This is a genomic window from Agrobacterium tumefaciens (genome assembly GCF_013318015.2).
Taxonomy (GTDB): Bacteria; Pseudomonadota; Alphaproteobacteria; order Rhizobiales; family Rhizobiaceae; genus Agrobacterium; species Agrobacterium tumefaciens.
Genome location: NZ_CP115842.1, coordinates 483,322 through 508,588 on the forward strand (window position 1 = coordinate 483,322; position 25,267 = coordinate 508,588).

Genomic DNA, 25,267 nt, shown 5'->3' on the forward strand with positions numbered 1-25,267 from the left:
GAAATTTATCGCAATACAATTTACTTTTTTATAGTTTGAAAAATGGACCTGTAGTCGTGACGAAACCGGTTTCCAATCTCATCTGCCGCAGCGTGGTGGAGGCGAGCGAGCTTTTAAAGCTAGTCGCCAACGCCAATCGCCTGGCCATCGTCTGTTATCTCATGGAAACGGAGGCTTCCGTTTCCGCACTGGAATATGAACTCGGCATTCAGCAACCGACACTTTCCCAGCAGCTTGCCGAATTGCGCGATGCGGGTGTGATCGAGGGCTCGCGGGAAGGCAAACAGGTGATTTATCGCGTCACCGACCCGCGCGTCATCCAACTCGTTGCGACATTGCGCGGTCTTTATACTGATCTTTCTGATGTGACCGGCAAGAAAGGCAGGCGAGCTTTGCCACTAGATGAGGCGATGTTCGATTAGCATGATCGACCTCTACACCTGGATCACCCCGAACGGCCTGAAAATCTCGATTGCGCTGGAGGAACTCGGCCTGCCCTATGTCAGCCACGCCATCGACATTGAAAAAGGCGAACAATTCTCAGCCGACTATACCCGCGTCAATCCCGGCTCGAAAATACCGGCAATCATCGACCGCGATAACGGCACAGTTCTAGCGGAATCGAACGCGATCCTGATCTATCTCGCCGAAAAGGCCGGGCGTCTTCTGCCTGCCTCCCCTGCTGCGCGGCTGGCAGTCACCGAATGGCTGATGTGGCAGGCCGCCAATTTTGGCCCGACACTCGGTTATGCCCATTATTTCCTGACCTACAATACCGGACAGGCACCCTTTGCAGAGGCGCGTTTCGCCTCGGATACGGAGCGCCTCTACCGCACACTGAACCAGCGCCTGACGGGCCGGGAATTCATCGCCGGTGATTTTTCCATAGCCGATATCGCCATCTGGCCATGGGTTTCGCGTTTCGCGCGCCATAAAATTGACCTCGACGATTTTCCGGCGGTACAGCAATGGTATCGCCAGCTCGGACAGCGCGAAACCTTCCGGCGCGGTTACCGCGTGCCTTTCGCGACATCCGATGTACCGGGTCTTTAACCCGCTTTAGCAGGCGACAAGGTGACCGGGCGAGACCTCACGGTACTCACGCGGTTTCACCACGTAATCGATCGCGCGGATCGGGCTTTTCAGCTCGTCATTCGCGGCATTTCGCCGGGTGTTTCTGCGGTCCGGGTCCGGCACCGGCACGGCGGCCATCAGCTTGCGGGTGTAATCATGCTGCGGATTGTCAAACACCGCCGCACGTGGGCCGATTTCAACGATCTCGCCGAGATACATTACCGCTACCCGGTGGCTGACGCGCTCCACCACCGCCATGTCATGGCTGATGAACAGGAAGGCGAGATCGAGGCTTTGCTGCAGATCCAGCATCAGGTTGATGACCTGCGCCTTTATCGAAACATCAAGCGCCGAAACGCTCTCATCGGCGACAATCACCTTCGGCTGGAGCGCAAGCGCGCGGGCGATACAAATACGCTGACGCTGGCCGCCGGAAAATTCATGAGGGTAGCGCGCCGCCATATCGGGCGAAAGGCCGACCTTCGCCAGCATATCGGCCACAACATTCTTCGCCTGGCGGGCGTTTCCCATGCGGTGCTCCAGAAACGGTTCGGCAATCGCCGCACCCACCGTCATGCGCGGGTTGAGCGAGGCATAGGGGTCCTGAAAGATCATCTGCACCGTTTTGCGCATCTCGCGCATGCCTGATTTGTCGAGGGCGAGAATATTCTCGCCATTAACCATCACTGAGCCGGCATCCGGCTCGATCAGCCGCATGATGGCGCGCCCGGTGGAAGATTTGCCGCAACCGCTTTCGCCGACCAACGACAATGTCTCGCCGGCCCTGAGATCAAAGGACACATTCTCCACCGCATGCACGCGGCCGCTGAGCCGCCCCAAAAGGCCGGAGTGAATATCGAAGCGCTTGGTCAGCCCTTCTACCTTGAGCACCGGCTGGGCACTCGCGTCAACGGTATCGCCCGGCCGCGCCGGCTGCTGCGTTTCGCCTGTGGTGGTGTTGACGATGGGAAACCTGAGCGGTCTTTCCTCACCCGTCATGGAACCCAGAACCGGAACGGCGGACAAAAGCGCGCGGGTATAGGGATGCTTGCCGCGATGAAAGATATCAGCGGTCGCGCCAACTTCCACCTGCTCGCCGCGATACATGACAACGGTACGATCGGCGATCTCAGCCACCACGCCCATGTCATGGGTGATGAACAGAACCGACGTGCCTTCCTCCTCCTGAAGCGTCTTGATGAGGTCAAGGATCTGGCCCTGAATGGTCACGTCGAGTGCGGTCGTCGGCTCATCGGCGATCAGCAGCTTCGGCCGGGATGCAAGCGCCATGGCGATCATCACGCGCTGGCGCATGCCGCCGGAAAAGCGATGCGGATATTCATCGAAACGCGATGCGGCTGAAGGAATACGGACCTTTTCGAGCAGCCGAACCGTCTCCGCCCTTGCGTCGGTTTTCGACATCGGCTGGTGGCATAACAAGGCCTCGGAAATCTGGTCGCCGATTGTGAACAGCGGATTGAGGCTGGTCATCGGCTCCTGAAAGATCATGGCGACCTCGTTTCCCCTCACCTGCCGCATGGCATCTTCGGAGAGGGACAGCAGGTTGCGCCCTCCAAGCAGGATTTCACCCTCCACCCTGCTGCTTTCACGATCCAGCAGCCGCATGATGGAAAGGGAGGTAACGCTTTTACCCGAACCGCTTTCACCGACGATCGCGACCGTTTCACCCGGCCCGACATCAAAGGAAATATCACGAACCACGGGTTTCCAGCCGCCATCCACGTGAAAGGACGTGGTGAGATTGCGGACGGAAAGCACGGCATCTTCGGCACCAACGGGTGCGGCCTGCGGCATGGTCATGATCGTTCCCTTCTTGTCGTTAGGTTTTGGCGGCGCAAGCGGTCAAGCCTAGTCCGGCCAGCGCAGCATGCCGTCGAAGCGGTGTCGGCTCCGGTCTTCGAAAGGTGTTGCAATCACCTCGTTGGAGGCACGCGCCTTGTCCAGTTCCTCGGCCAGACGAGACGCCACGATGGTTTCCTGTCCGGGATGCAGATTGCATGGGTCGAGATAGAAATAGCGATGCTCTACCTCGTGGTCGCGGGTGATGATGGGAGGATTGCCCTTGGCCAACGCCGTCGTCAGGTCCCAGGCAGTGATATGCGCTTCTTCGGCATCGATGATCACGCGCAGCCTGTCGAGCGGGTTATTGGTCGGATCCGGCTCGATGAGCGCGGTCACGCCCGGGCGGCCATCCAGCGTTTCCTTCCAGAGATTGAGATATCCGGTCTCGCGCTCACGGATGCCGGCATGGTCGCGCTTTTCCCAGGCTTCCAGTGCCGCCATAACGCCATAGATGCTTTCCTTGCCGACCTTCATGCCGCGGCCAATGCCCATATTTTGCAGGAAGGCGTTGCGCACCAGTTCCTTACTTCCGGCCACGATGCCGGAGGTGGGGCCGCCGAGAAACTTGTGGCCGGAATAGAGGACAATATCTGCCCCGGTGGCCAGAAACAGCTCCAGATCATATTCGGACGCCGCATCCACGATAACCGGAACACCCTTGGCATGGGCGATCTCTACGAATTCGGAAAGATGCAGCAGGCCGTAATTCACGACATGGTGCGAGATGACATAGACCGCCGCCGCCGTCCTTTCGGTGATGGCGTTTTCCATGTGGAAGCGATGGGTCGATGTGGCCTGCCCGACCAGCACCACCTTGCCGCCGCCAAGCCGGATCGCCTGATCCACCGGCGCGCCGTAGCTCACCACATGCCCCATCTGCACCAGCACTTCGTTCTTTTCCGGTGCGATATCAGGCAGCTTTTCGATGGCTAGGAGATTGTTGCCGGTGATGGCGCCGGCAACAGCAAGGCTGATGCCGGAAGAGCAGGAAGCAGTGACGAAACCAGCCTCGCCGCCCGTCAGTCTCGCGATGATCGCGCTTGCCTTGCGCTGCAGATCGTTGATCTCTACGAATTGCGGCAGGATCGCCGCCATGGCCTCAACCGCCTCTGGAACGACGATGGAAGCACCGAGCGACGTCATGGTGCCCGAGACGTTGATGACCGGGCGAAGGCCGATCCTGCTTCTGATATCCTCGGTCATGTCTTTCTCCTGCTTTGCGATGCGATAGGCATCGACATATATGCCATAATAATGTAATAGCTTCTCAAAATTCATGAGGAGCCCGAAATTGGACGCCCATAAACTGGACGAATTGTCTTCACACGCCTTGTCCGCGACCGAGGAAAACCCGGACGCGAAGGTGGCCAAGCGCTCGCGTGTCAGCGGCATTGATCGCGCTCTTCAGGTGATTGATTACCTTTACGAAACCGGATCGCCAGCTGGCGCTTACGCCATTGCCAAGGCGATCAAGGCGCCACTTTCCACCGTCTATGTGATCGTTGACGATCTGGTCGAAAAGAACATGCTCGCGCGCAACGCCGAAGGTAACATATGGCTCGGCGCACGGCTTTATCACTACGGCCTTGCCTATGCCCGCTCGCTGGATTTCATGGGTGTCGCAACCCACGAAATGCATGATCTGTGCCGCCATGCGGGTGAGACGGTGCAGCTTTGCGGTCGCGACGGTGACCATATGCTGGTGCTCGCCATGGCGGATGGCCCCAGCCATTTCCAGGTTGCCTCGCGCGTCGGCACCCGTGTTCCATTGAACTGGACGGCATCCGGCCGCCTGCTCGTTGGCCATCTGCCGGAAGAGGAGCGCGTCGAGCTTTTCAAACGCTGCGCCCGCACGTCGCCCACCGGCCGTGCGGAAATCAACCCGGAAGCGCTTTCTCAATCGGCAGGCACGGCGTTCCGTGACCGGCTGTCGATACAGGTTGCGGAATCCGACTACGCTGTTGCCTGCATCGCCTCGCCGATCTGCGACACCAATGGAGAATGCGTGGCGACGATCTCCATCGTGCTGCCGGAACAGAAGGTGCTGGCGGACGAAAACCACTATACCGAACAGGTCAGGGTTTCGGCCGAAAGGATCGAGAAGCTGATGGGCTGGCGCAACCATTGAACGGCCTCAATCCCTCAGCGCGATGATCGCTTCAATCTCGACGGTAATGTTGCCCGGCAGCGAACCGAACCCCACGGCGGAACGGGCGTGCTGCCCCGCATCGCCGAACACATCGATGAAGAGATCCGAACAACCGTTGATGACGCTTGGATGATCGCGGAAATCGCTGACGGCATTGACCATGCCCAGCAGCTTGACCACCTTCTTCACCCGCGACAGATCCCCAAGCGCCTCATGCATGACGGCAAGAAGATTGATGCCGGTTAAACGCGCATGCTGGTACGCCTCGTCCAGCCCGATCTCGGCTCCGACCTTGCCGGCGTACAGGTGTCCGTTCTCCTCCCTCGGGCCCTGCCCCGAAAGATAGAGCATGTTGCCTTCCACCACATGCGTGACGAAATTGGCGATCGGCGGCGGTGGTGGCGGCAACGAGATGCCGAGCGCGGCAAGCCGGTCGTAGGGCGAATGACGCCCATCTGCCTCAAGCGAAGACTGTTTCACGCGAATTCCTCATAATACCGGGACGGGTATCCCTATTCTTGCGGAAGACGGAGAGCATCCCTCCCCGCCGCTCCAGTCGGTTCAGCGCCAGGAATAGCCATGGCTGTGGCGCACGAGCTTGCGCGCTCTTGGGACATAACGGCTGGCGGCAATGGCCTCCGCACCGATCACCGCATAGCGCGGCTCGAACAGTCGCTTGAGACGCGAAACATCGCCATTGGAATCGGTCGCCTCCAGATCGGAATCGACAAGATCGAAAACCGTGAAATCCGCGCGCTGGCCAACGTCGAGGCGGTTTTCCATGTCGAGGCGGATGATGGAGGCCGGATTGCGGGTGACGGCCTCGACGACATTTTCGAAGGGCATATCGACCGAAAGCAGCTTCGACATGGTCGTCGCCAGATCCCAGACGGGGAAATTCATCGAATGGCCATGCAAATCCGTGGAGATCGAGAAAGGCAAAAGGCCGCGCGCGATTGCCGCTTCCGCCACCTTGAAGGAGAAGGATGCACCGCCGTGGCCAATATCCAGCCGGATGCCTTCCCCGGCGCAGCGCTCCGCAAGGTTGAACAGGTCCTCGTCTTCCATGATGCTGGAGCCGGACTTGCCGTTGAAGCAATGGGTCACGACATCGCCGGGACCGAGAATTTCAAGCACCTCATCGTAGAGCGCAGGCGGTTCACCCACATGCACCATCATCGGCACTTTCAGGATCTTGGCGATCTTCTTGCCGAGTTTGACCGGCGTAACACCCCAGGAACCCGTAATGACATGGCTCGCCCGCACCTTGAGGCCAACGATATGCTCGCTGTTCTCGGCATAACATTCAAGGATGCGGTCGAGGTCGATATCCTTGATATCGCGCAGCTCCGGGACCCGGTTGCAGGCGACAAGCCCGATGGAGCCGAGATTGAGGAAGGCCTTGATGCGTTCCTTCGATGGTTCGATGATATATTCGCGAAAACCGTGGAAATTTGCTTCCCCCGCCGAACCGGCATCCACCAGCGTCGTCACGCCGCGCTCGGCCCCGCATTCTGACGGGCGGATGGAGATATCGGTGCCGCCATGCCAGATATGCACGTGCAGATCCACCCAGCCGGGCGAGACGAATGCGCCCTTTGCGTCGATGCGCTGCGCATCAGTCGGCGCCTGAAGGGCAGGCCCAACCGCCACGACCTTGCCATCGCCGCCGATCAGGATATCGGTCTGGGCCTGTGGCGCTCCCTTTTCGAAGCCGACGGGTTTCACATTGGAGAGAAGAATGGGAGTTTGAAAAGGCGTTTTTGCCTGTTCACCGGACGTCATATTACAAATCCCTTCGCAATCTTGGGTCGAGCATGTCCCGCAGTCCGTCGCCGACCATTTGCAGCGAGAGCACGGAAAGAATGATGGCAAAGCCGGGGAAATAGGTCATCCAGTCCGCCTGGCCGATATATTGGCGGCCGGCAGAGATCATGGTTCCCCAGGTCGGAATTTCGGGGCTGACACCCAGCCCCAGAAATGAAAGGCCGGCCTCGGCCAACATGGCGCTGGCGAAAAGGAAGGTGCACTGCACGAGGATCGGCGAGATCAGATTGCGCAGCACATGCCGCGTCATGATGTGGAAGGTGGAGATGCCGAGCGCCTTGGCCGCCTCCACATAGGGCAATTCCCGGATAACCAGCGTCGAGGCGCGCACGATGCGGGCAAGACGCGGCGAATAAACGACGGCAAGCGCAATGATTACCGTCGTCAGCGACGGCCCGAGTGCGGCCACTAGCGCGATGGCCAGCAGAATATCCGGAAACGCCATCATGGCATCGATCAGTCGCGCGATCGGCGTATCCAGTTTCTGGAAGAAACCGGCAAGCAGGCCGAGCGTGATGCCGATCAACGCCGACAGCGCCACCACGGCGGCCCCGACCAGAAGCGACAGCCTTCCCGCAAAGATGGTACGGGAAAAAACGTCACGGCCGAACTCGTCGGTGCCGAACCAGTAGAGTTCGCTCGGCGGTTTCAGACGGTTGACGATCGACAGTTTCGACGGCGAATAAGGCGCGATCATCGGCGCGAAAACGGCGAGCAGCACGAAGACGAGCAGCACGATCAGACCGGCTGCGACCGTCTTGCGCTTCAACAGACGCCGAATGAACAGGATGGTCGGGTTGCGCGCCGGCTGGGCGGTGGAGGTGATATCGGCCATCAGTAACGAACCCTCGGATCGACCAGCAGATAGAGCATGTCGATGGCAAAATTGATGAGCACGTAAAGCCCGGCGATGACGAGAAGCGCGCCCTGAATGACCGGATAATCGCGCCTCAAGACGGCTGACACGACGAGATTGCCTACGCCCGGCAGGCCAAACACGGTTTCCGTAACGACCGCGCCGGAAATCAGCACGGCGGCGGTGAGACCAAGCACGGTGAGGATGGGGATGAGTGCGTTCTTCAGCGCGTGTTTCATCACCACCCGGCGTTCCTTTACGCCCTTGGCTCTGGCGGTACGGACATAGTCGTCGCCGAGAACATCCAGCATCGAGGCGCGGGTAAAGCGCAGAATGAGGGCAGAAGAAACGAGGCCGAGTGCGATGGCCGGCACGGTCAGGTGATACATGCGCTCGAGGAAGCTTGCGCCCGGACCGCCATATCCCGACACCGGGAACATATCGAGCCGGACGGCGAAGAACTGCATGAGGATCAGGCCAAGCCAGAAGCTCGGAATGCTCGCCGCCAGCATAGCAATGGTTGTCGCTGCCTGATCCACGAAGGAACCGCGCCGGTAAGCGGCATAGATGCCGATGGGAAGCGCGATGGCACTGGCGATCAACAGCGAAAAGATCGTCAGGAAGAAGGTCGGTTCCGCCCGATCCAGAAGCGCCGATCCAACCGGCATGTTGAGGAAGATCGACTGACCGAGATCACCTCGCAGCAATTGCCCGATATAGTAGACATATTGCACGCCAAGCGACTGATCTAGGCCAAGTCTGGTGCGCAACTCCGCGATGTCCTGTGCCGAGGCGTCCGGCCCGAGCATCACCGCCGCCGGATCCCCGGGCGTGACGCGCAGGATGATGAAAACGATGGTGACGACGAGAAACATCACCACGATCATTCCGGCAAGTCTCTGGAAAATATACCGTATCACGTATGAATGCTCCGAAGCGCGTGATGGGCCGCTCTCAGGCGACGGTTGAACAGAGTTGTCGACGAGTGCCGGTAAACCCGGCGCTCATGGCTGGAAAACTCCCGCCTCCGTCATACCGGATCTGATCCGGCATCCAGCCACCGCGCGTCTGCGTGGTGAAGGCGTCCTCTTGCGGTCAAAGACTTGATCGCGCTGGACCCCGGATTCAGTCCGGGGTCACGGAGTGCGGAGCGGTCTTACTTCGTAACCGAAGCATTCCAGAAATAGGGCCAGGGAGCCGGATCGACGCCATCAAGCTTGTTGGACTTCGCCGCCACGGCGTTGAAGTCGCCGATCTTGATGAGCGGCAGCTCGTCATAGATCGTCTTCTGCACCTTGGCCCAGAGAGCAATGCGCTTCTCCGGATCAGCCTCCGAGGTGAAAGCGTCCACCGCCGCCTTGCGCGTCGGCGTGTCCCACCAGCCCGGCGAACCTGTGGAAAGCGCGCCAATCAGCGCCGGCTCCGGCAGGAAGGGGCTGTGGCTGATGTAGATATCCCAGAGCTTCGGGTCGGCACGGCGCTGCGTCAGCGTCGCCCAGTCCACCACCTGCATATCCACCTTGAAACCGGCAAGCTTCAGATACTCCGCTGCCACCTGCGCCATTTTGTAGTGGAACTCATACTGACGGCTGGTGAGGATGCGCAACGGCTCGCCATTATATCCGGCGGCCTTCAGCTTTTCGGCTGCGGCCTCCGGGTTGCCGACATTATAATTGCCTTCGACGCCCTCTTCCGAATGCCAGGAGAAATTGGACGGATAGTAGGCGCCATCAAGCGCATAGAAATCCGTGCTGCCGAACGCCGCCGCCAGCATGTCCTCCATGTTCAACGCTTCGGTCACCGCCTTGCGGACCTCAAGCTTGGAAGACAAACCTTCCTTGGTATTGAATACAAAGACCGGATAACCGAAGGGCTTCAGCATCAACGGCTGCGAGGCCGAGGAGGACTTCACCTTGGCGAAGGATTCCACCGGAATGGAATCGACGTAGTCATACTGGCCGGAAACAGCGGCCTCGACACGGGTATTCGGATCGGGAACCGGAACGAAACGGATTTCATCGAGATACTGATGGCGCGCACCGCCATATCCGTCACTTTCACCGTCACGAGACTTGTAGCCGTCGAAACGGACGAGCTGGATATATTGGTCCGCCTTGCGTTCCTTCAGCATATAAGGGCCGGTGCCGACAAATTCTGTCATCGGCTCAGCCTGCTTTTCAGCGGGCAGAATGATGGCTGCGGAGTTGTTGAAAGCAAGCAGCGAGGTTAGCGGCGCATAGGGCTGCTTGAGGGTTATTGTCACCGTCTCGGCATCAGGCGCGGAGATATTGTCGATGAAACCGGCGACCTGTTTTCCGCGTGATGCGATCTTCATCCAGCGGCCAAGCGAGGCGACGACATCTTCCGAGGTCATATCGCTGCCGTCATGGAACTTGATGCCCTTCCGCAGCTTGATCTTATAGGTTTTGCCGTCCGCACTGATGTCAGGCAGGCTTTCCGCCAGAAGCGGCGTCACCTTCCACCCCTTGTCGAAGGTGTAGAGCGTTTCGAAAATATGTTGCGTGACAATGCCGACGAGATCGGCCGTCGAGGCCATGGGATCGAGTGTCGGCGGCTCGCCGATCGTGGCGACATTGATGACACCGCCCTTTTCCGCAGCCATCATCACGCCCGGCGCTAGCATCAATGCAGCAGTGGCGAGAAATGCAAGTTTACGTCTCATTGTTAAGCTCCCAGCTCTTGGTTCCGACCTTATGAGTTCCATTATTATGTTATATCAATCTTTATAACAGAATAACTCGATAGGGCGCCTTGTCAATGACAATGCGACGCGAGGAATGGTTTCCAAGACAGGCGAAATGGAAGACGGGCCTTCGCAGGAGGCGGAAACGGAACGTAAGTCGATGGAAAACAGGCTATTTCGCCCGAAACACGGCGCGCGGCAAACACCGCTGCTGCCAGCCGGAACTGCGGAAACTACGGCTGGCTTTCAACTGGAAAACGAAGAGGAGGAATTAAGAGGCTTTGATATTTCGCATTTGCGAACAAAGTGCTATTGAGGATCAGACCAAGACCAGATTACGACAGACATAATCTCGCATTCTTATTAATCGTTACGTTATTCGCCTTCCCAGCCGTGTTTTTAAGGGCTGCAGACAGACCAGATATTCTAAACCGCCGAGCTTTATTCCGGGGCGGGTTATAAATTTTTATTACGTTGAAATTATTGAGGAAATCATGAAGACGGCAATCGTGCATGACTGGCTCACCGACAGAGGTGGGGCCGAAAAAGTGCTTCACAACCTTCTTGAGATCTATCCTGACGCGGATCTCTATTGCCTTGTCGATTTCATGAGCGATCGAGACCGGGGCTTTCTCGGTGGCAGGCCGGTCAACACCTCCTTCATCCAGAAACTGCCTTTCGCTCGTAAAAAATATCGCTCCTATCTGCCGCTGATGCCGCTGGCCGTCGAACAATTTGATCTCAGCGGCTACGATCTGGTGATTTCCTCAAGCTACGCCGTCGCCAAGGGCGTCATCACCGGACCCGGCCAGTTTCACGTCTCCTATATTCACAGCCCCATCCGTTACGCGTGGGATCTCCAGCACCAATACCTGAAAGAATCGAAGCTTAGTCGCGGTTTCGCCTCGTGGATCGCCCGTGCCGTTCTTCACTATATTCGCATTTGGGACATCCGCACCGCCAATGGCGTCGATCTCATGACGGTCAATTCCAAATTCATTCGCAGCCGGGTTCGCAAATGCTACGGACGCGACTCCACGGTTATTTATCCGCCCGTGGATACTTCCCATCTCTCCCCTTCCGACCTGAAAGGCGATTATTTCGTCACTGCTTCGCGGCTGGTGCCTTACAAGAAGGTCCACCTCATCGTAGAAGCCTTTGCAAAAATGCCCGATAGACGACTGGTCGTCATCGGCGACGGCCCGGACATGAAACGCATCAAGGAAATCGCCACTCCCAATGTCGAGATCCTAGGTTTCGTCGGCAATGACGAGCTTCACAAATACATGGCGGAAGCCAAGGCATTCGTATTTGCCGCCGAAGACGATTTCGGCATCGTCCCGGTTGAATCGCAAGCGCTGGGAACACCCGTCATCGCCTATGGAAAAGGCGGTGTACTAGAGACCGTTGTTCCTCTCGGCGCTTCCAATCAGCCAACCGGGCTTTATTTCCGCGAGCAAACGCCTGAAGCCATCTGCGCTGCGGTGCAGGAGTTTGTCGATAACTCCGACAGTTTCGACAAGAACGCCTGTGTCGACAATGCCGCCCGCTTTTCAAGTGAACGCTTCCTGCGAGAATTTGCCGATACCGTGAATTTCGCGCTGGCTGAACGGGCCTGACATGCAATTTTCAAGGTCGAATATATCCATATTGGATATACTCTGTTGTCTTCGACAGAGACACTCATAGGTCAAGCAAGTGGCGTCACCGGCATTCTCTTATCCAGCGCAGGCTCGCCGTCGCCTTGTCCGCAATGCAGTCGCCGTGCATAATGATTCCTCGTTGTGAGCGAGGCGGCCCTGACCGGCCTTACCTCATGAGTGATTTGGTCTTTGTACAAACAGAGGAATATCACAAATTGGTATCTAGTAAATACCAATTTGTGATATTTATGCGGAATTATGAGCAGGAAACGCGTCGAGCCAAAGACGCCGTTGGGAAAACGGCTGACCGAGGTCCGCGAAGCACTGAAATTTGACGAGCGTGAGCCATTTGCCGAGGCACTAGGCCTGACAGTCGCAATGCTTGGTTACTATGAACGGGGCGACCGTATTCCCGACGCTGGCGTTTTGGCTCTCTATCGTGAGCGGTTCGGCATCAATATAAGTTGGCTCGTGGCCGGTATGGGCGACATGTTTGACACGGCGCCAGCGGCACCTACGCTTGCCTACGACGTTGCCCTGCTGCAAAAAATCAGCGACCGGGTCGAGAAGATCTTCGCGGAGTGTCGCCAAAAGTCGCCTACACGGTCTACAATAACGGAGGCCGCGCTTATTTATAACGAGCTGGCCAAAACCATATCGGACATTCGCGACGTCCAGATGGTAGAGGCAATTTTATCCGTACTTCTGCTACGCTTCAGGGAGCGTATAACAACACCAGGATCGGGCCTCGGCAAATACGAATCTTCAGGGTTTTAATATTCAGCATATTTATACAGATGCCACAATAGACAGATTTTTAATATTATTCAATACTTCCTATACATAATTAGTAATTCATAATAAATTTTGTATCCATATCAAATAAATAGCTCACTAAATTCTAAATAATTTTAAAATTTACATTAGGTGTTTTCATGGAAGATAAGGCGTTGCGTGATCACAGCTATGATATAGCCAAGGGTCTCGGCATAATTATGGTTGTCTTTGGTCACGCGGAAAGAGGTTTGAGTATTTCCGGTATGCCGACGCACTTCAGCCTTATGGGCTTTATTGACTATACGATTTACACCTTCCATATGCCGTTTTTTTTCTTCGTGTCTGGACTTTTTTTCTCCGAAAAAAATGTCGGCCCGACGGATTTTCTTACCAAACTCGGAAAGAATATCGCTTACCCTTATCTGTTCTGGTCAATTCTGCATGGCAGTCTGATGGTGGCTATGGGTCGTTTTGGTCTCACTAACACGACCATAGATTTCACCCGTGTCCTCGAAATCCTGTGGAACCCGATCAGCCCCTTCTGGTTTCTCTACGCATTGTTTTTCTGCCAACTTGCATCATATATTTTCGTTCAGGTGCCTCCGATTGTCCGCACGGCATTTGCGCTTGCCCTCTTCACACTTTTTTATCTGCACAGCCAGTCTGTTCCCTTGGATATCGCATATGGGCTCGTCTATTTCACACTTGGCACTGTTGCCAAGCAATATGGTTTTCGGCAGAGGCGATACACGGTACACTCATTTCTCGCGCTTCTCGTCGCCTTTGCGATTTCCACCTATTTATCGTGGCAAACCGAAATTCCCGAACGGCTTCCTTTCCCATCCGCAATTCTCGGCATATTCCTGATTATCGCAATTTCGCAGGCGCTTGTTATTCGCGAAAGCGCGATTTCGTCGATGCTCAAGACACTCGGCCAGTTATCTGTCGGCGTGTATGTCATGCACATCATCGCTATAGGCTTTGGCCGAGCTGTCGCGGTGAAGCTTTTCCACGTCACGGATATGGCGAGCTTGCTAGCGATCACGACCGTTATCGGCGTTGCCATACCGGCCATCGTACAGATGGCCGCTATCCGCTTAGGGATCCAAGAGTGGCTGGCGCTGCCGGCCTCCGCCCACCGCAAGCGTGAAACCAGCGCCGCAGGCCAGCCGGGGAGACTGAGGATCGGCCGCTGATGCGGGGAAAAGATACTTTAAAACAACCAATTATCGTGTTTTTAAGCCAAACATGAAAGAAACTGGACAGGCGTGACAAAACTGCACTAGCGCTATGCGGTAATCGCAGTGATTATGCCGTCCGATTGAATATTGAAGAACGATGATACTGACGCCATTCGGGTTCGTGAATATTTTGCATGTTACGGATTTTCCGGCGCAATCGAGCGACGACTTAACTTGAAGTATCGCCTTAATTTAGGCAATAAGCCTGATGCCAGCGTAGACATTTCGTGACACGATTCCGCTGAACGGATGTAATGCCCGGTTGAGATTTGATTTACCGGTATCAAATATGAAGTGCCGATTTTTATAAAACTATACGATGTCCGGTTTGTTTCTTTTTTCGGACGAAATTTATTTTGAGGACCAAATGCGTTTATTGAATGTTTCGATTCTGCTTGCCTCCGCAGCACTTGCGGGGTGCACCGTCACCGCGGCATCAGGCCCCGATGCGGCAACAATCGAATCCAACGCTTCAGTGAAATTCAGTTCCAAGGACAAAAAGAAAACTGCGGGCGTTGACTACGCTCTCATCGATATCAACAGTTCCGTCCTGAACTATGTCGGCGACACCACCACCGCTACCCTGCTCGGCAGTTTCGGCGGCGGCAAGGGTGGTGTTCCGGCATTGCCGATGGGCGTTGGTGACGTGGTGCAGGTCGCAATCTTCGAAAGCCAGGCGGGCGGACTTTTCATTCCAAACGATGCGGGCAGCCGTCCCGGCAACTTCATCAGCCTGCCGAACCAGACGGTAGACCGGGAAGGCAATATCAGCGTTCCCTATGCCGGCAAGATCCGCGCAACAGGCCGCAATGTCGAGGATGTGCAGAGCGAGATCGAGGAGCGTCTGGCCAACCGGGCCATCGAACCGCAGGTCCTCATCACCAAGATTTCCAGCCGCTCCGCACAGGCATCCGTGCTTGGCGACGTCAAGGAACCGACGAAGGTCCAGCTTTCAGAAGCGGGTGACCGCGTTCTCGACGTCATCTCCTATGCAAAAGGCCTCAGCGCCCCGAATATCGAATCCTATGTCACGCTGATCCGTCGCGGCAAGACCGCGCGCGTCAATTACAATCACCTTGTCAGCACGCCATCCGAGAACATCTATGTGGTTCCGGGCGACACGGTCATGGTGGAGCGTGAACGCCGCACCTATCTCGCTTTCGGCGCCTCCGGCCTCAATGGTCGTTTCGAATTTGAGGACGCCGCGCTGAAGCTCTCGGATGCGCTGGGCAAGGCGGGCGGATTGCTCGATTCCCGTGCCGACCCTGCGCAGGTCTATGTCTATCGTACCGTCAAACGCAATCTTCTCGTGAAGCTTGGCATCGACATGTCCAAGTTCCCGGGACAGGAAGTTCCGGTCATCTTCCGCGCCAACCTGCGCGATCCTTCAACCTTCTTTGCCACCACGAAATTCCCGATGCAGGATCGCGATATCATCTACGTCACCAACTCGCAGGCAACCGAACTTTACAAGTTCCTGGACCTCGTCGGCTCCGTTCCCGCAACGGCCGGCAACGTCTCCGAGGATGTGCTTGCGACGCGCAACGCCATCCGGGCGTTCTGACCCTCGGCTACTCGCCGCTCCTGTTCAAAGCCGCCCCGGAAACGAGGCGGCTTTTTATTTTGGTCACGAGTGGGGTCAAGTTCCGTGCATCGAGCCCGGCGACGGGCATATGCCCAAAAGCGCCACAACCCTTGTTTCGCAAGGCAACATGACGGCAGACATCGTCGCCGCCATTACAAAAGTTTAAGGTGATTTTGCAGCGCATTGGGTGTCTTGTGGGAGCTAAAGCTGCTCCCAGGGCTTGCCGAACATGTTCGGGAAACATGTATTGCTCTCATTTTGCGGAACCGTCAGATGAAACGTTTCTGGACCGCCCTCAGCGTTCTCGCCATCGCAGCCGCCGGCGCGTGGTATTTTAAAGATCGCCTGCCCCTTGATCAAATTCCCTATCTCAAACAATTCGCCAGCGTTTCGCCACATGCAGAAACGGCAACGGCCGATGGATCTGCCGGCAAGAAGGGCCAGACGTCGCAGAACGGTCAAGCCGGCCAGCAGACAGGCCAGAGGCAAGGTGGCGGGCGGCGCAATGGCGGGCCGCCTACCGTCAGCACCATCGCCGTCAACAAGGCGACGTTGCCAATGGATGCTACGGCGACGGGATGGGCGGTTGCCGCCGACATCACCAATATAGCGCCGCTTCAGGCCGGTCTCGTCACGGAAATCTCCGCGAAGGACGGCCAGCATATCAAGGCGGGCGATCTGATCCTCAAGATGGACGACCGTATCGCCCGCGCAGCCGTCGACAAGGACAAGGCCAATATCGCTGCCGATCAGGCAACGCTGGAACAGACGGAAGCCGCCTTCCAGCGCGCCGCCAATCTGGTCAAGCAGAGCGCAGAGTCCCAGCAGGTGCTGGATCAGGCAAGGGCAGCCAGGGACAGCGCCGCCGCAAAGATCGATGCCGACAAGGCGACGCTTGCTTCCGACCAGGTAACGCTCGAACATATGGAGATCCGTGCGCCCTTCGATGGGCGACTGGGCGATGTTACCGTCAGCCCCGGTGCCTATCTCAGCGCTGGCATCAATATTGTGACGATCACGAAATACGATCCCATCTCTGTCAGTTTTCGCCTGTCGCAGCGCTACCTGCCGCAATTGCGCGAAGGCGTTCAGAAGGACACGGCGGTCGATGTAGACCCGGCGGCAACCGGCGGCGAGCCCATGAGCGGCATGCTGCGTTTTTACGACAACGTCGTAGACCAAACGTCCGGTACCGTACTTGCCAAAGCGGAATTCAAGAACGATCGCGGGCTGTTGTGGCCCGGCCAGTCCGTCAACGTCACGGCTCATTTCGTCTCCGACGCGGAGATGATCGTCGTGCCGACGGTTGCCGTGCGGCCGGGGCCGAAGGGCAATTTCGTCTACACCGTCGATGACAACCACCGTGTTCATATGACGACCGTGGAAGTTGCCCGCTCCAACGGCGATATGACAGCCATTGCCAGCGGCCTCACCGGCGGCGAGCATGTGATCATTGAAGGCCAGTCGGGACTTGCCGACGGTCAACAGGTGGTCGAGCAATTCTCGGACAAGGGCGGCGCGGCCGCCAATCTGGCCGCCAATATTCCCCAGCAGGAACAGGTGGGTAACCCATGATCCCGAATTTCTGCATCAACCGACCCGTTGCAACCACCCTTCTCGCCATCGGCCTCGTGCTCGCCGGGCTTGCCGGTTTCCGCCTGTTGCCCGTCGCTGCGCTGCCGAAAGTCGATTTTCCGACGATCAGCGTTTCGTCGTCGCTGTCGGGCGCCTCGCCGCAAACCATGGCCACCTCAGTCACCACGCCGCTGGTGAAGCAGTTCGAGACCATTCCGGGTGTCAGCGAAATCAGCGCCACCAACACTCTGGGCAACAGCTCCATCGTGCTGCAATTCGATCTCAACCGTGACATCGACGCAGCGGCAGCAGATGTTCAGGCGGCGATTTCGCGCGCACAGCGGCAATTGCCAAGCAACATGACGACAACGCCGAGTTACCGCAAGACCAACCCGGCTGATGCGCCGGTACTGCTGCTTGCCATCAACAGCAAGGAGATGCCGACCAGCAAGGTGGACGAAATTGCCGAGAACATCATCTCGCCGCTGCTTTCAACCATTTCCGGCGTCGCGCAGGTGAGTATCTACGGCGCGCAGACCTATGCCGTGCGCATTGGCCTCGACCCCTCGCAGCTTCAGGCAAGAGGGCTTGGCGTCGATACCGTCACAACCGCCATCGCGCAGGCGAACAATCAGGTGCCCGTGGGCGCGTTGCAGAATGACAACCAGCGCCTGACGATAGAGGCAGACACCCAGCGCACCGATGCGGCGGCCTTCCGCTCGCTGGTGGTGGCGACAAGCAACGGTGCTTCCATCCATCTCGGCGATATCGCCAATGTCACGGACAGTATCGACAACCCCAATGCCGGCAGTTGGTTCGATGGCGAACAGGCGATCGTTCTTGCCGTGCAGCGCCAGCCGGACGCCAACACCGTTGATGTGGTGGATGCCATCCGGGCCAAGTTACCGGCGCTGCGCCAGCAATTGCCGCCATCGGTCAATATCAACGTCATGAATGACGCCTCGACTGCAATCAAGGACGCGATTGCCGACGTACAGTTCACGCTGCTCCTCACAATCGGGCTGGTGGTCGCGGTTATCTATCTCTTCACCGGGCATCTGACGGCGACCATTATTCCGGGCCTTGCCGTGCCGCTATCACTGATTACCGCCTTCGGGGCCATGTATGTTCTGGGGTACAGTATCGACAATATCTCGCTACTCGGGCTGACATTGTCGGTCGGACTTGTGGTGGACGATGCGATCGTCATGCTGGAAAACATCCTGCGACTGCACGAAGAAAAAGGCCTGACGATGCGCGAGGCGGCCCTTCAGGGCGCAGCGGAAGTCAGCGGCACCATTCTGTCCATGTCCATCTCACTGGTTGCAGTGTTCATTCCCATTCTGCTGATGGGCGGAGTGATCGGCAGGCTGTTTAACGAATTCGGCATGGTGGTAACGCTGGCAATCATGGCGTCGGCGCTGGTTTCGCTGACTGTCACGCCCATGCTCGCCTCAAGGCTTTCGGGTCATTCCTCCAGACCGCCAGCCATCATCCGTTGGTTCGACGCCGGCTTCGAGCACACGCTTCGCCTCTACGGCAAGGCCGTTGGCTGGTGCCTTTCCCATCGCCGCGTGGTTCTGGGCGCATTCCTGGCATCGGTCGCAGCATCGCTTTATCTGTTCGAGACTTTGCCTTCCAGCTTCTTCCCGCAGGAGGATATCGGTCGCCTTTCCGTGTCGACGCAGGCGCGTGAGGACATTTCCTATTCCGCGATGCGCGATCTTCAGGCGCAGGTGGCCGATCAGATCCGCAAGAACCCGGCCGTGGTGCATGTGACCTCTACAGTCGGCGGCAACTCCCGCAACCCGCTGAATAACGGCTCGATGTTCGTGGAGCTGAAACCGAAGGAAGAGCGTGCACCGCTAAGCCAGGTATTGGCCGAACTTGGCCAGGCGACATCGAAGGTGGCGGGCATCCGCACCTATATCAATCCCCAGCAAAGCTTGCGTTTGGGCGGGCGCAGCTCCGCCAGCCAATACCAGCTCGTCATTCAGGGCCTGAATGCCGACGCGACCAATGAATGGTCGAACAAGCTGATGGAGGCGATGCGCCGCGACCGCACATTCGCCGCCGTCAACTCCGACGCTCAGAACGGCGCAATTGCGGCGACGATTTCGGTCGACCCGGAAAAGGCAGCCGCCTTCGGCATTACCAACGACCAATTGCGCAAGACGCTGGAAATGTCGTTCGGCGGTTATACGGCGGCGCAAATCCAGTCGACCGGTGATAGCTATGATGTGATCGTCGAATTCGACAGCTCGAAACAGTGGAATGACGATTTCCTGAGCGACATCAACATTCTCTCGGCAAAATCGGGTGTTCTGGTTCCGCTTTCCAACTTCGCCACCCTCACCCGCACGCAGGCGCCGGTGACCATCAACCAGACGGGCCAGCTCGTTTCTACGACCGTCTCCTTCAACCTGCCGGATGGCGTGGCGCTTTCGGATGCGACGAGCCGTATTGACCAGATCAAAACCACCATCGGCCTGCCGCAGGACGTGTTCACCAGCTATGGCGGCACGGCGGCGATATTCCAGCAGAGCCAGGGCAATACCAGCATCCTCATTCTTGCGGCGGTGTTGACCATCTATGTGGTGCTGGGTGTGCTTTACGAAAGCTTCATCCACCCGCTGACCATCCTTTCCGGTCTGCCGGCGGCGGCTTTTGGCGCGCTGGTGGCGCTGAAGGTGATGGGCATGGATTTCTCGATCATTGCGCTGATCGGGCTGTTGATGCTGATTGGCATCGTCAAGAAAAACGCGATCATGATGATCGACGTTGCGGTGGAACTGATCCGCGAAAAGGCCGAACCGCCCACCCGCGCCATCCACGAAGCCTGCGTGCGCCGTTTCCGGCCGATCATGATGACGACCTTCTGCGCGCTGCTGGGCGCCCTGCCCATCGCCCTCGGCTCAGGCGCCAGCTCGGAACTGCGCCAGCCACTTGGTGTTGCCGTGGTCGGTGGTCTCATCGTCTCGCAATTGCTGACGCTGTTCATCACTCCGGTCATCTTCGTGGAAATGGACAGGTTGGGTACCTACCTCACCGGGCTGTTTTCGCGCAAGAAATCGGCCGAAAAACACGCGGAACCGCAAAAGCCGGAAAGTGCCGGCGAACCCGATTCCGTCGCGGCATAGGTCGTAGATACGCATTTCCGGACACAAACCGCGATGCGGTTTCTACCGGAAATGCTCTAATGCAAGCTTCCGAGGCGCTCCAGTGCCTCGGAAAATCCCTGTCCCTGCAACTGGAACGAAACCGTTCGGCCCTGCAGATCGGGGGCCTCTATTGTCAGGGTTTGTCCGGCCTTCAGCGCGGTTACAAGTTCGACGAACGGCGTGAAGGAAACGATGCAGCCCACGGGCAGACACGTGCTGACCTGAACTTCCTGCAACCGCACATTTCCGGATTTTACCGAAAACAGCTTTGTGACGGCAAGGCCGAAAGGCATGACCATGGTGCCGGAAAGCTTACCCGGCGTCCCGACATCATCCAGCCGGAACTCGACGGAGACGACCAGTTTGCGTGTCTTCTCCTCAAGCTGGACCTGAGCGATGGCGCAGAGCGGTTTTGCCGTCTCCGCCACCAGCTTACTCGCGTCATTATCATCTTTTTTCGCAGGCGCGACGCAAGCAAGCTGCCAACTCCCGTGAACCTCACGCAACGGCGCGTCCGCCTTTTTTTCTGCATCTTGCGCGGGAGCATCGCCTGCCACCAAACCGGCGGACAGGAACACCGTGAGAGCCGTTTTCCAAAGCGTGTTTTGACTGCGCTTCATCAGAAACGAACTCCAAGTTGGGCTGAAGCAGATTGATCCAGAAGACCCGCGCCAAAAACCGCGCCGTAACGGAATGTCAAGGTGGCGGATGCGTTGAGATTGTAGCTAAGCCCCAGATTGATCAATGCCACGTCGCGCGCCATGGCAGCACTTGTCACAGAAAACGCACTGCCACCATCGTAGAACAGTGCGCTCTCCATCATCGGATCGCCATAGGCATGACGCCACCCGATATCGAGCATCGCGCGTCCAAGCATCCCCTCCGACGCAATGTCACGGCTGATGCGCGCCCCGAGCGTCGAATAAAACTCGTCGTGGCTGACGGCACCCGAAGACACGGCGGCGATACCGCCCATCTCCCGGAAAGCATCCGTCCGCGTATTCACGTAAGCGATATTGGCGTAAGGCTCGATATGGGTGAGATCAAAATCGAACCGCCAGGCGGCTTCGGCAAAGACCTGCGTGGTGGAAGCGTCGTAACCAGCGGTTAGGTCCTCCTTCAATGTTGAAAAAGAAACCGCCCGGCGGGTTTCGACATCCTGAAAGGCGTGGGTTGCACCAAGACGCAGGGATGCAGGGCCAATTGTTTTGCCCGCATAACCCGCCACATAGTAGCTGTCTACGTCAGCAGATGCAGCAGGAGAACCCTGGCTGATCACATCGCGGCCGTAACCGGCGGCCACCCCAGCACGCCAGCCATCAGCCAGATCTCCGTCAACACCAAAGAGGACGCCGCCGCCCTTCATCTCGGCCGATGCGCCGTTTCCATCGCCATCGATGCGGCCGCGAGAGCCAAAACCACTGGACCAGAACGTGAGTGAACCCTCGTCAATGTCAAACGGGTTTGATCCGCCTTCAGCATAGGCGACCGGCAGGATCGGGCGCGCATCGACACCTTCGAAAGCACTGCGCAGCCGGTTGAGAATGACATCGCGGGTGAGTTGGCTGCGGTTGATCAAAGCCATGGCAAGCGAGGGATGAATTTCCCCGGCAAGCTGCGCGAAGGCGGATTGGGTTTCGCCCTGCTGCAGAAACACGGCCGCCTCGTAGAGCGGCGAGCTTTCCCCAAGCGCCTCTATGGCGTTGGCGGCCCCGCGCGCATTGGCCGTCGATGTTTCAGCGGCCAAAAAGCCGGCATCCGGTGATGCCCGGGCGAAGGAAAGATAGGTGCTGCCGTCGTCGGCACTCCGGGCTACCCTTGCGGTCAGATAGGCGAAATTTTCGCCGACACTTGAAAACGTACCGGTAATTCCGCCCGTTGCCGTCAGGATCGTGTAGCGGGTGTTGAGGCTATAGGCAGTTTGGTTCGCCAGCGACGTAACGACAAGACTGACATCATTGTCGATGGTGATGGTTCCGGTCACGGCAAGCCTGTCGGAATTGCCGGCGGCGTCGATTTCAACCTCATAGCGAGAGCCATTGGCAAATGTTGCGCTGCCCGTGGAAGCCAGCGTGCCGATCGAATTGCCGGGCGCGAGCGTGCCACCCGAGCCGACGGTCAGGCCTCCGATGGTGCCGGAGCCGCCGAGTGTGGCACCGGTACCGACCGAAACAGCGCTTGCAACCGAACCATTGACGCTGAGCTTTCCAGAGGAAACCGCAGTGGTGCCCGTATAGGTACTATTTCCGGTCAAGACCAGATTACCATCGCCGGTCTTTTCAAAGGTGCCAGTACCGCTGATGGCATTGGAAAGCGTGCCGGCACCATCGACAACGAGTTGCGCATCGTTGGCGATGCCGCCCGAGCCGAAACTTTTTGAGTTGCCTTTCAGCGTGCCGGAAGAAATCGTAGTGCCGCCGGAATAGCTGTTATTGCCGCCAAGCGTTGTGACGCCAGCTTCGGCAACGACTTTGCCCGCACCTGAAATATCGGCTGAGAGTATATATCCGGTCTCGGAATGGTTGAAGACGATGCTGCCGTTGCCTGCACCGAAAGCAATCGTGCGCGCTTCCAACGCACCGGCTGAGCGGGCGGTTTGGCCCGCGGCAGCTCCGATGTTGAGCACGCCTGTGGAACCCGCCGATGCGGCAATGAGAATAGTGGGCGCAGCCAGCGAGGCTCCGCCGGTTATCTCAACGGAACCGTTTCCGGCATCGCCGACGACCATGAGATTGCCAACCGCAACGCGCGATCCCACACCGCTTACCAGAACGTTTCCATTCGATCCCGCCGCACTGCCCGCATAGAGATCATAGGCATCAAGTGATCCGCCGTTCGTAACGGTCAAGCTTCCGGAACCTTCAAAACCCACATCGACGGAGCCGGAGTTCACAACGCCGTTGTCGATATAAGCGGTGACGTTCGAACCCGATCCTGTGATCGTCATCGTGCCGGAGGAACCGGCAAGATCACCGAGCATCACCTTGGCAGCTTTGATACCGCCGCCGGCGCTGACCGACACATTTCCTGTAGTCCCGCCTCCGTATCCGACAAAAAACGTTCCGGTCATCGCCCAGCTCGATCCGTCGCCCGCCACCGTTACGGTGGAAGTGGAGCCGCCATGGGCCGCAACATAGCCGTCGCGGCTTTCCACCGTGCCACCGGCCTCGACGGTCATGGAACCGTTGCCGTCAAGGCCGACATTGAGATCGGCGCGGCTTTGCAATTTGCTGCCGGCACCGGATACCCGGGCGGAACCAGTACCACCGGCATTTGCTCCGATGATGATATTCGCTGCATCGACAAGGCCGCCGCCCGTGACCGCCAGCGAACCCGTGCCATTCACCCCCACCTCGAGATCACCACGGTTGACTTTCCAGACCGACCGCTGCCCATCCACAACGGCAGCGCCGGTCGCGCCCGCCACAACGCCGAGCTGCGCCGCCGTGCTATCCACGGAGCCACCCGCCAGGACGTTGAGCTTGCCGTTGCCGGCGGCACCGCCCGGATCGGCGACATCGCCGCCGACCTGCAGGTCGCCGGTCCTCCAATTCGAGCCGTCGCCGGTGACAGTCGCCTCACTTGCCGAATGGCGGCCGATAATGGCCTCGCCACTGGTTACGGTCCCTGCGGCCTCTACGAGAAGCGTTGCAGCTCCAGAATTGCCAACGACGAGCGATCCGCCGCTTTGCAGCGCGGAGTCCAGACGGCTTACCGTCACAGAACTTCCGTCCGCAGAAGCCAGATTTGCAATCACCGTCGTTGTCTGACTGATGACCGTGCCGCCACCGGTTACGGTGAGCTTACCAACGCCTGCTTCGCCAACGACCATATCCCCGGACATGGTCCAGTGGCTGTCTTCACCGGAAACCAGCGCGGTTCCCGTCGTGCCGAGGTCTTCGGCCAGAACGCCTCTCGCGCTGTAAAGCTCGCTGGCGCCGAGCACCTCCAGATTTCCACCGCCGCCAGCTCCGGAAGACGACCCGCTCACAAAAACGGTGTCGGAAGTCGTGAGAGTGGAAGAGTTATCGAGCTTGAGGGAGCCATTTCCAGTCCCGCTTCCGCCAATAAGGACGTTCTTCGACGATGCCGTCGTGCCGTGCAAAAGGGAAAGGTTACCCACGCCGCTGCCACCGATGGAGACATCACCGTCATTCTGCCATTTCGCACCGATGAAACTTGCCGTGCCGGACGCGCCACTGACAGCGCCGAGAAAAACTGAATCTGTCTGCAAGCCGCCCTGCACTACCAGCGTGCCGGCCCCTGGCGCGGTGCCTATCAACAATTCACGGGCTTTGGCGCTCGTCCCTATCGTAATGACCGGGCCGTAGGTATCGATCATCACATCATCGCTGGCACCAGGCACGCGGCGCGACGGACCCCAGTCCGCGTCGGTAAACCAGTCACCCCCATCGGACCCCGTCCAGAGCAACGTTTCGGCGATAGCCTCCGATGTAGCGGCAAGCGAAAATATAAAGAAAAAAAGACCCGCCGTCCCGCAGACGAAAAGCCTGCTTGGCGTCAAGGCACGCATTTCCGCTGTCGGACAGGTTTCCCCTTCCGAAACATGGCAGAAACAAGCGGACATTCAGTCTCCCTAACCCGCGCGACGTGCGGTCTTCCTTTGATCGAGCGAATCATTTTTTGAATCAGATCAACTACGCCAGTTTGAAAGATGATTTCCAGTATGAACAGCGCAAAGCGAGGTTTTTACTGACAGACGAAACAAAAACGGAGCACGACAGGCGTGCTCCGTTAAATAAGCAACAGATGGCTGGAGTAAATCTCTACCGAGATCGAACGGGAAAATCC

General features: G+C 57.8%; 19 protein-coding genes. 10 read left to right on the forward strand and 9 right to left on the reverse strand.

Annotated features, from left to right (window positions below; genetic code table 11):
• Window positions 1–56 precede the first annotated feature (56 nt).
• Window positions 57–422, forward strand: coding sequence for an ArsR/SmtB family transcription factor (locus G6L97_RS15750; protein ID WP_025595724.1), 366 nt, complete (start codon window positions 57–59; stop codon window positions 420–422).
• Between the two features lies 1 nt (window position 423).
• A complete protein-coding gene (locus G6L97_RS15755; RefSeq protein ID WP_041694635.1) occupies window positions 424–1,053 on the forward strand; it encodes a glutathione S-transferase family protein in 630 nt (209 codons plus the stop codon).
• A 6-nt stretch (window positions 1,054–1,059) separates the two neighbouring features.
• On the opposite strand, the gene G6L97_RS15760 is transcribed toward G6L97_RS15755, so the two are convergent.
• Together G6L97_RS15760 and G6L97_RS15765 are read right to left on the reverse strand one after the other, a co-directional pair.
• Entirely contained in the window at window positions 1,060–2,895 is a 1,836-nt protein-coding gene (locus tag G6L97_RS15760) for an ABC transporter ATP-binding protein (RefSeq protein WP_174003351.1), read from the reverse strand.
• 48 nt (window positions 2,896–2,943) lie between these two features.
• Window positions 2,944–4,140, reverse strand: a complete 1,197-nt coding sequence (locus tag G6L97_RS15765) for an aminotransferase class V-fold PLP-dependent enzyme (protein WP_174003353.1) — start codon at window positions 4,138–4,140, stop codon at window positions 2,944–2,946.
• A gap of 88 nt (window positions 4,141–4,228) precedes the next feature.
• On the opposite strand from G6L97_RS15765, the gene G6L97_RS15770 reads away from it, so the two are divergent.
• Window positions 4,229–5,065 (forward strand): IclR family transcriptional regulator, encoded by an 837-nt coding sequence (locus G6L97_RS15770; protein WP_003510788.1) that lies wholly within the window; start codon window positions 4,229–4,231, stop codon window positions 5,063–5,065.
• A 6-nt stretch (window positions 5,066–5,071) separates the two neighbouring features.
• Here the strand turns inward: G6L97_RS15770 and G6L97_RS15775 are convergent, their stop codons facing one another.
• The 5 genes from G6L97_RS15775 to G6L97_RS15795 all read right to left on the reverse strand — a co-directional run bounded on the left by G6L97_RS15775 (window position 5,072) and on the right by G6L97_RS15795 (window position 10,452).
• On the reverse strand, window positions 5,072–5,566 hold the full coding sequence (locus G6L97_RS15775) for a RidA family protein (RefSeq protein ID WP_019564632.1): 495 nt from the start codon (window positions 5,564–5,566) through the stop codon (window positions 5,072–5,074).
• 81 nt (window positions 5,567–5,647) lie between these two features.
• Window positions 5,648–6,871, reverse strand: coding sequence for an amidohydrolase/deacetylase family metallohydrolase (locus G6L97_RS15780; RefSeq protein ID WP_174003355.1), 1,224 nt, complete (start codon window positions 6,869–6,871; stop codon window positions 5,648–5,650).
• A gap of 1 nt (window position 6,872) precedes the next feature.
• Entirely contained in the window at window positions 6,873–7,748 is an 876-nt protein-coding gene (locus tag G6L97_RS15785) for an ABC transporter permease (RefSeq protein WP_019564634.1), read from the reverse strand.
• The gene (locus G6L97_RS15790) at window positions 7,748–8,689 is read right to left on the reverse strand and encodes an ABC transporter permease (protein ID WP_174003357.1); all 942 of its coding nucleotides are present in this window, start codon (window positions 8,687–8,689) and stop codon (window positions 7,748–7,750) included. The genes G6L97_RS15785 and G6L97_RS15790 overlap by 1 nt, the downstream gene beginning before the upstream one ends.
• Before the next feature lie 236 nt (window positions 8,690–8,925).
• Entirely contained in the window at window positions 8,926–10,452 is a 1,527-nt protein-coding gene (locus G6L97_RS15795) for an ABC transporter substrate-binding protein (RefSeq protein WP_113090235.1), read from the reverse strand.
• A 136-nt stretch (window positions 10,453–10,588) separates the two neighbouring features.
• On the opposite strand from G6L97_RS15795, the gene G6L97_RS15800 reads away from it, so the two are divergent.
• The 7 genes from G6L97_RS15800 to G6L97_RS15830 all read left to right on the forward strand — a co-directional run bounded on the left by G6L97_RS15800 (window position 10,589) and on the right by G6L97_RS15830 (window position 20,434).
• Window positions 10,589–10,789: a hypothetical protein gene (locus tag G6L97_RS15800; protein ID WP_127966203.1), complete on the forward strand. Its 201-nt coding sequence runs from the start codon at window positions 10,589–10,591 to the stop codon at window positions 10,787–10,789.
• A 178-nt stretch (window positions 10,790–10,967) separates the two neighbouring features.
• Window positions 10,968–12,092, forward strand: coding sequence for a glycosyltransferase family 4 protein (locus tag G6L97_RS15805; RefSeq protein WP_174003359.1), 1,125 nt, complete (start codon window positions 10,968–10,970; stop codon window positions 12,090–12,092).
• 282 nt (window positions 12,093–12,374) lie between these two features.
• On the forward strand, window positions 12,375–12,893 hold the full coding sequence (locus G6L97_RS15810; RefSeq protein WP_174003361.1) for a helix-turn-helix domain-containing protein: 519 nt from the start codon (window positions 12,375–12,377) through the stop codon (window positions 12,891–12,893).
• Window positions 12,894–13,051: 158 nt separating this feature from the next.
• Window positions 13,052–14,089 carry an acyltransferase family protein gene (locus tag G6L97_RS15815; protein WP_174003363.1) on the forward strand — a complete coding sequence of 346 codons (1,038 nt, stop codon included), beginning with the start codon at window positions 13,052–13,054 and terminating at the stop codon, window positions 14,087–14,089.
• A gap of 412 nt (window positions 14,090–14,501) precedes the next feature.
• A complete protein-coding gene (locus G6L97_RS15820) occupies window positions 14,502–15,698 on the forward strand; it encodes a polysaccharide biosynthesis/export family protein (RefSeq protein WP_174003365.1) in 1,197 nt (398 codons plus the stop codon).
• 294 nt (window positions 15,699–15,992) lie between these two features.
• Window positions 15,993–17,294, forward strand: coding sequence for an efflux RND transporter periplasmic adaptor subunit (locus G6L97_RS15825; protein ID WP_111800209.1), 1,302 nt, complete (start codon window positions 15,993–15,995; stop codon window positions 17,292–17,294).
• Window positions 17,291–20,434 carry an efflux RND transporter permease subunit gene (locus tag G6L97_RS15830; RefSeq protein WP_174003367.1) on the forward strand — a complete coding sequence of 1,048 codons (3,144 nt, stop codon included), beginning with the start codon at window positions 17,291–17,293 and terminating at the stop codon, window positions 20,432–20,434. Before G6L97_RS15825 ends, G6L97_RS15830 begins: the two co-directional genes overlap by 4 nt.
• 56 nt (window positions 20,435–20,490) lie before the next feature.
• On the opposite strand, the gene G6L97_RS15835 is transcribed toward G6L97_RS15830, so the two are convergent.
• A complete protein-coding gene (locus G6L97_RS15835; protein WP_174003368.1) occupies window positions 20,491–21,075 on the reverse strand; it encodes an invasion associated locus B family protein in 585 nt (194 codons plus the stop codon).
• The gene (locus G6L97_RS15840; protein ID WP_174003371.1) at window positions 21,075–25,043 is read right to left on the reverse strand and encodes an autotransporter domain-containing protein; all 3,969 of its coding nucleotides are present in this window, start codon (window positions 25,041–25,043) and stop codon (window positions 21,075–21,077) included. Before G6L97_RS15840 ends, G6L97_RS15835 begins: the two co-directional genes overlap by 1 nt.
• Between the last annotated feature and the right edge of the window lie 224 nt (window positions 25,044–25,267).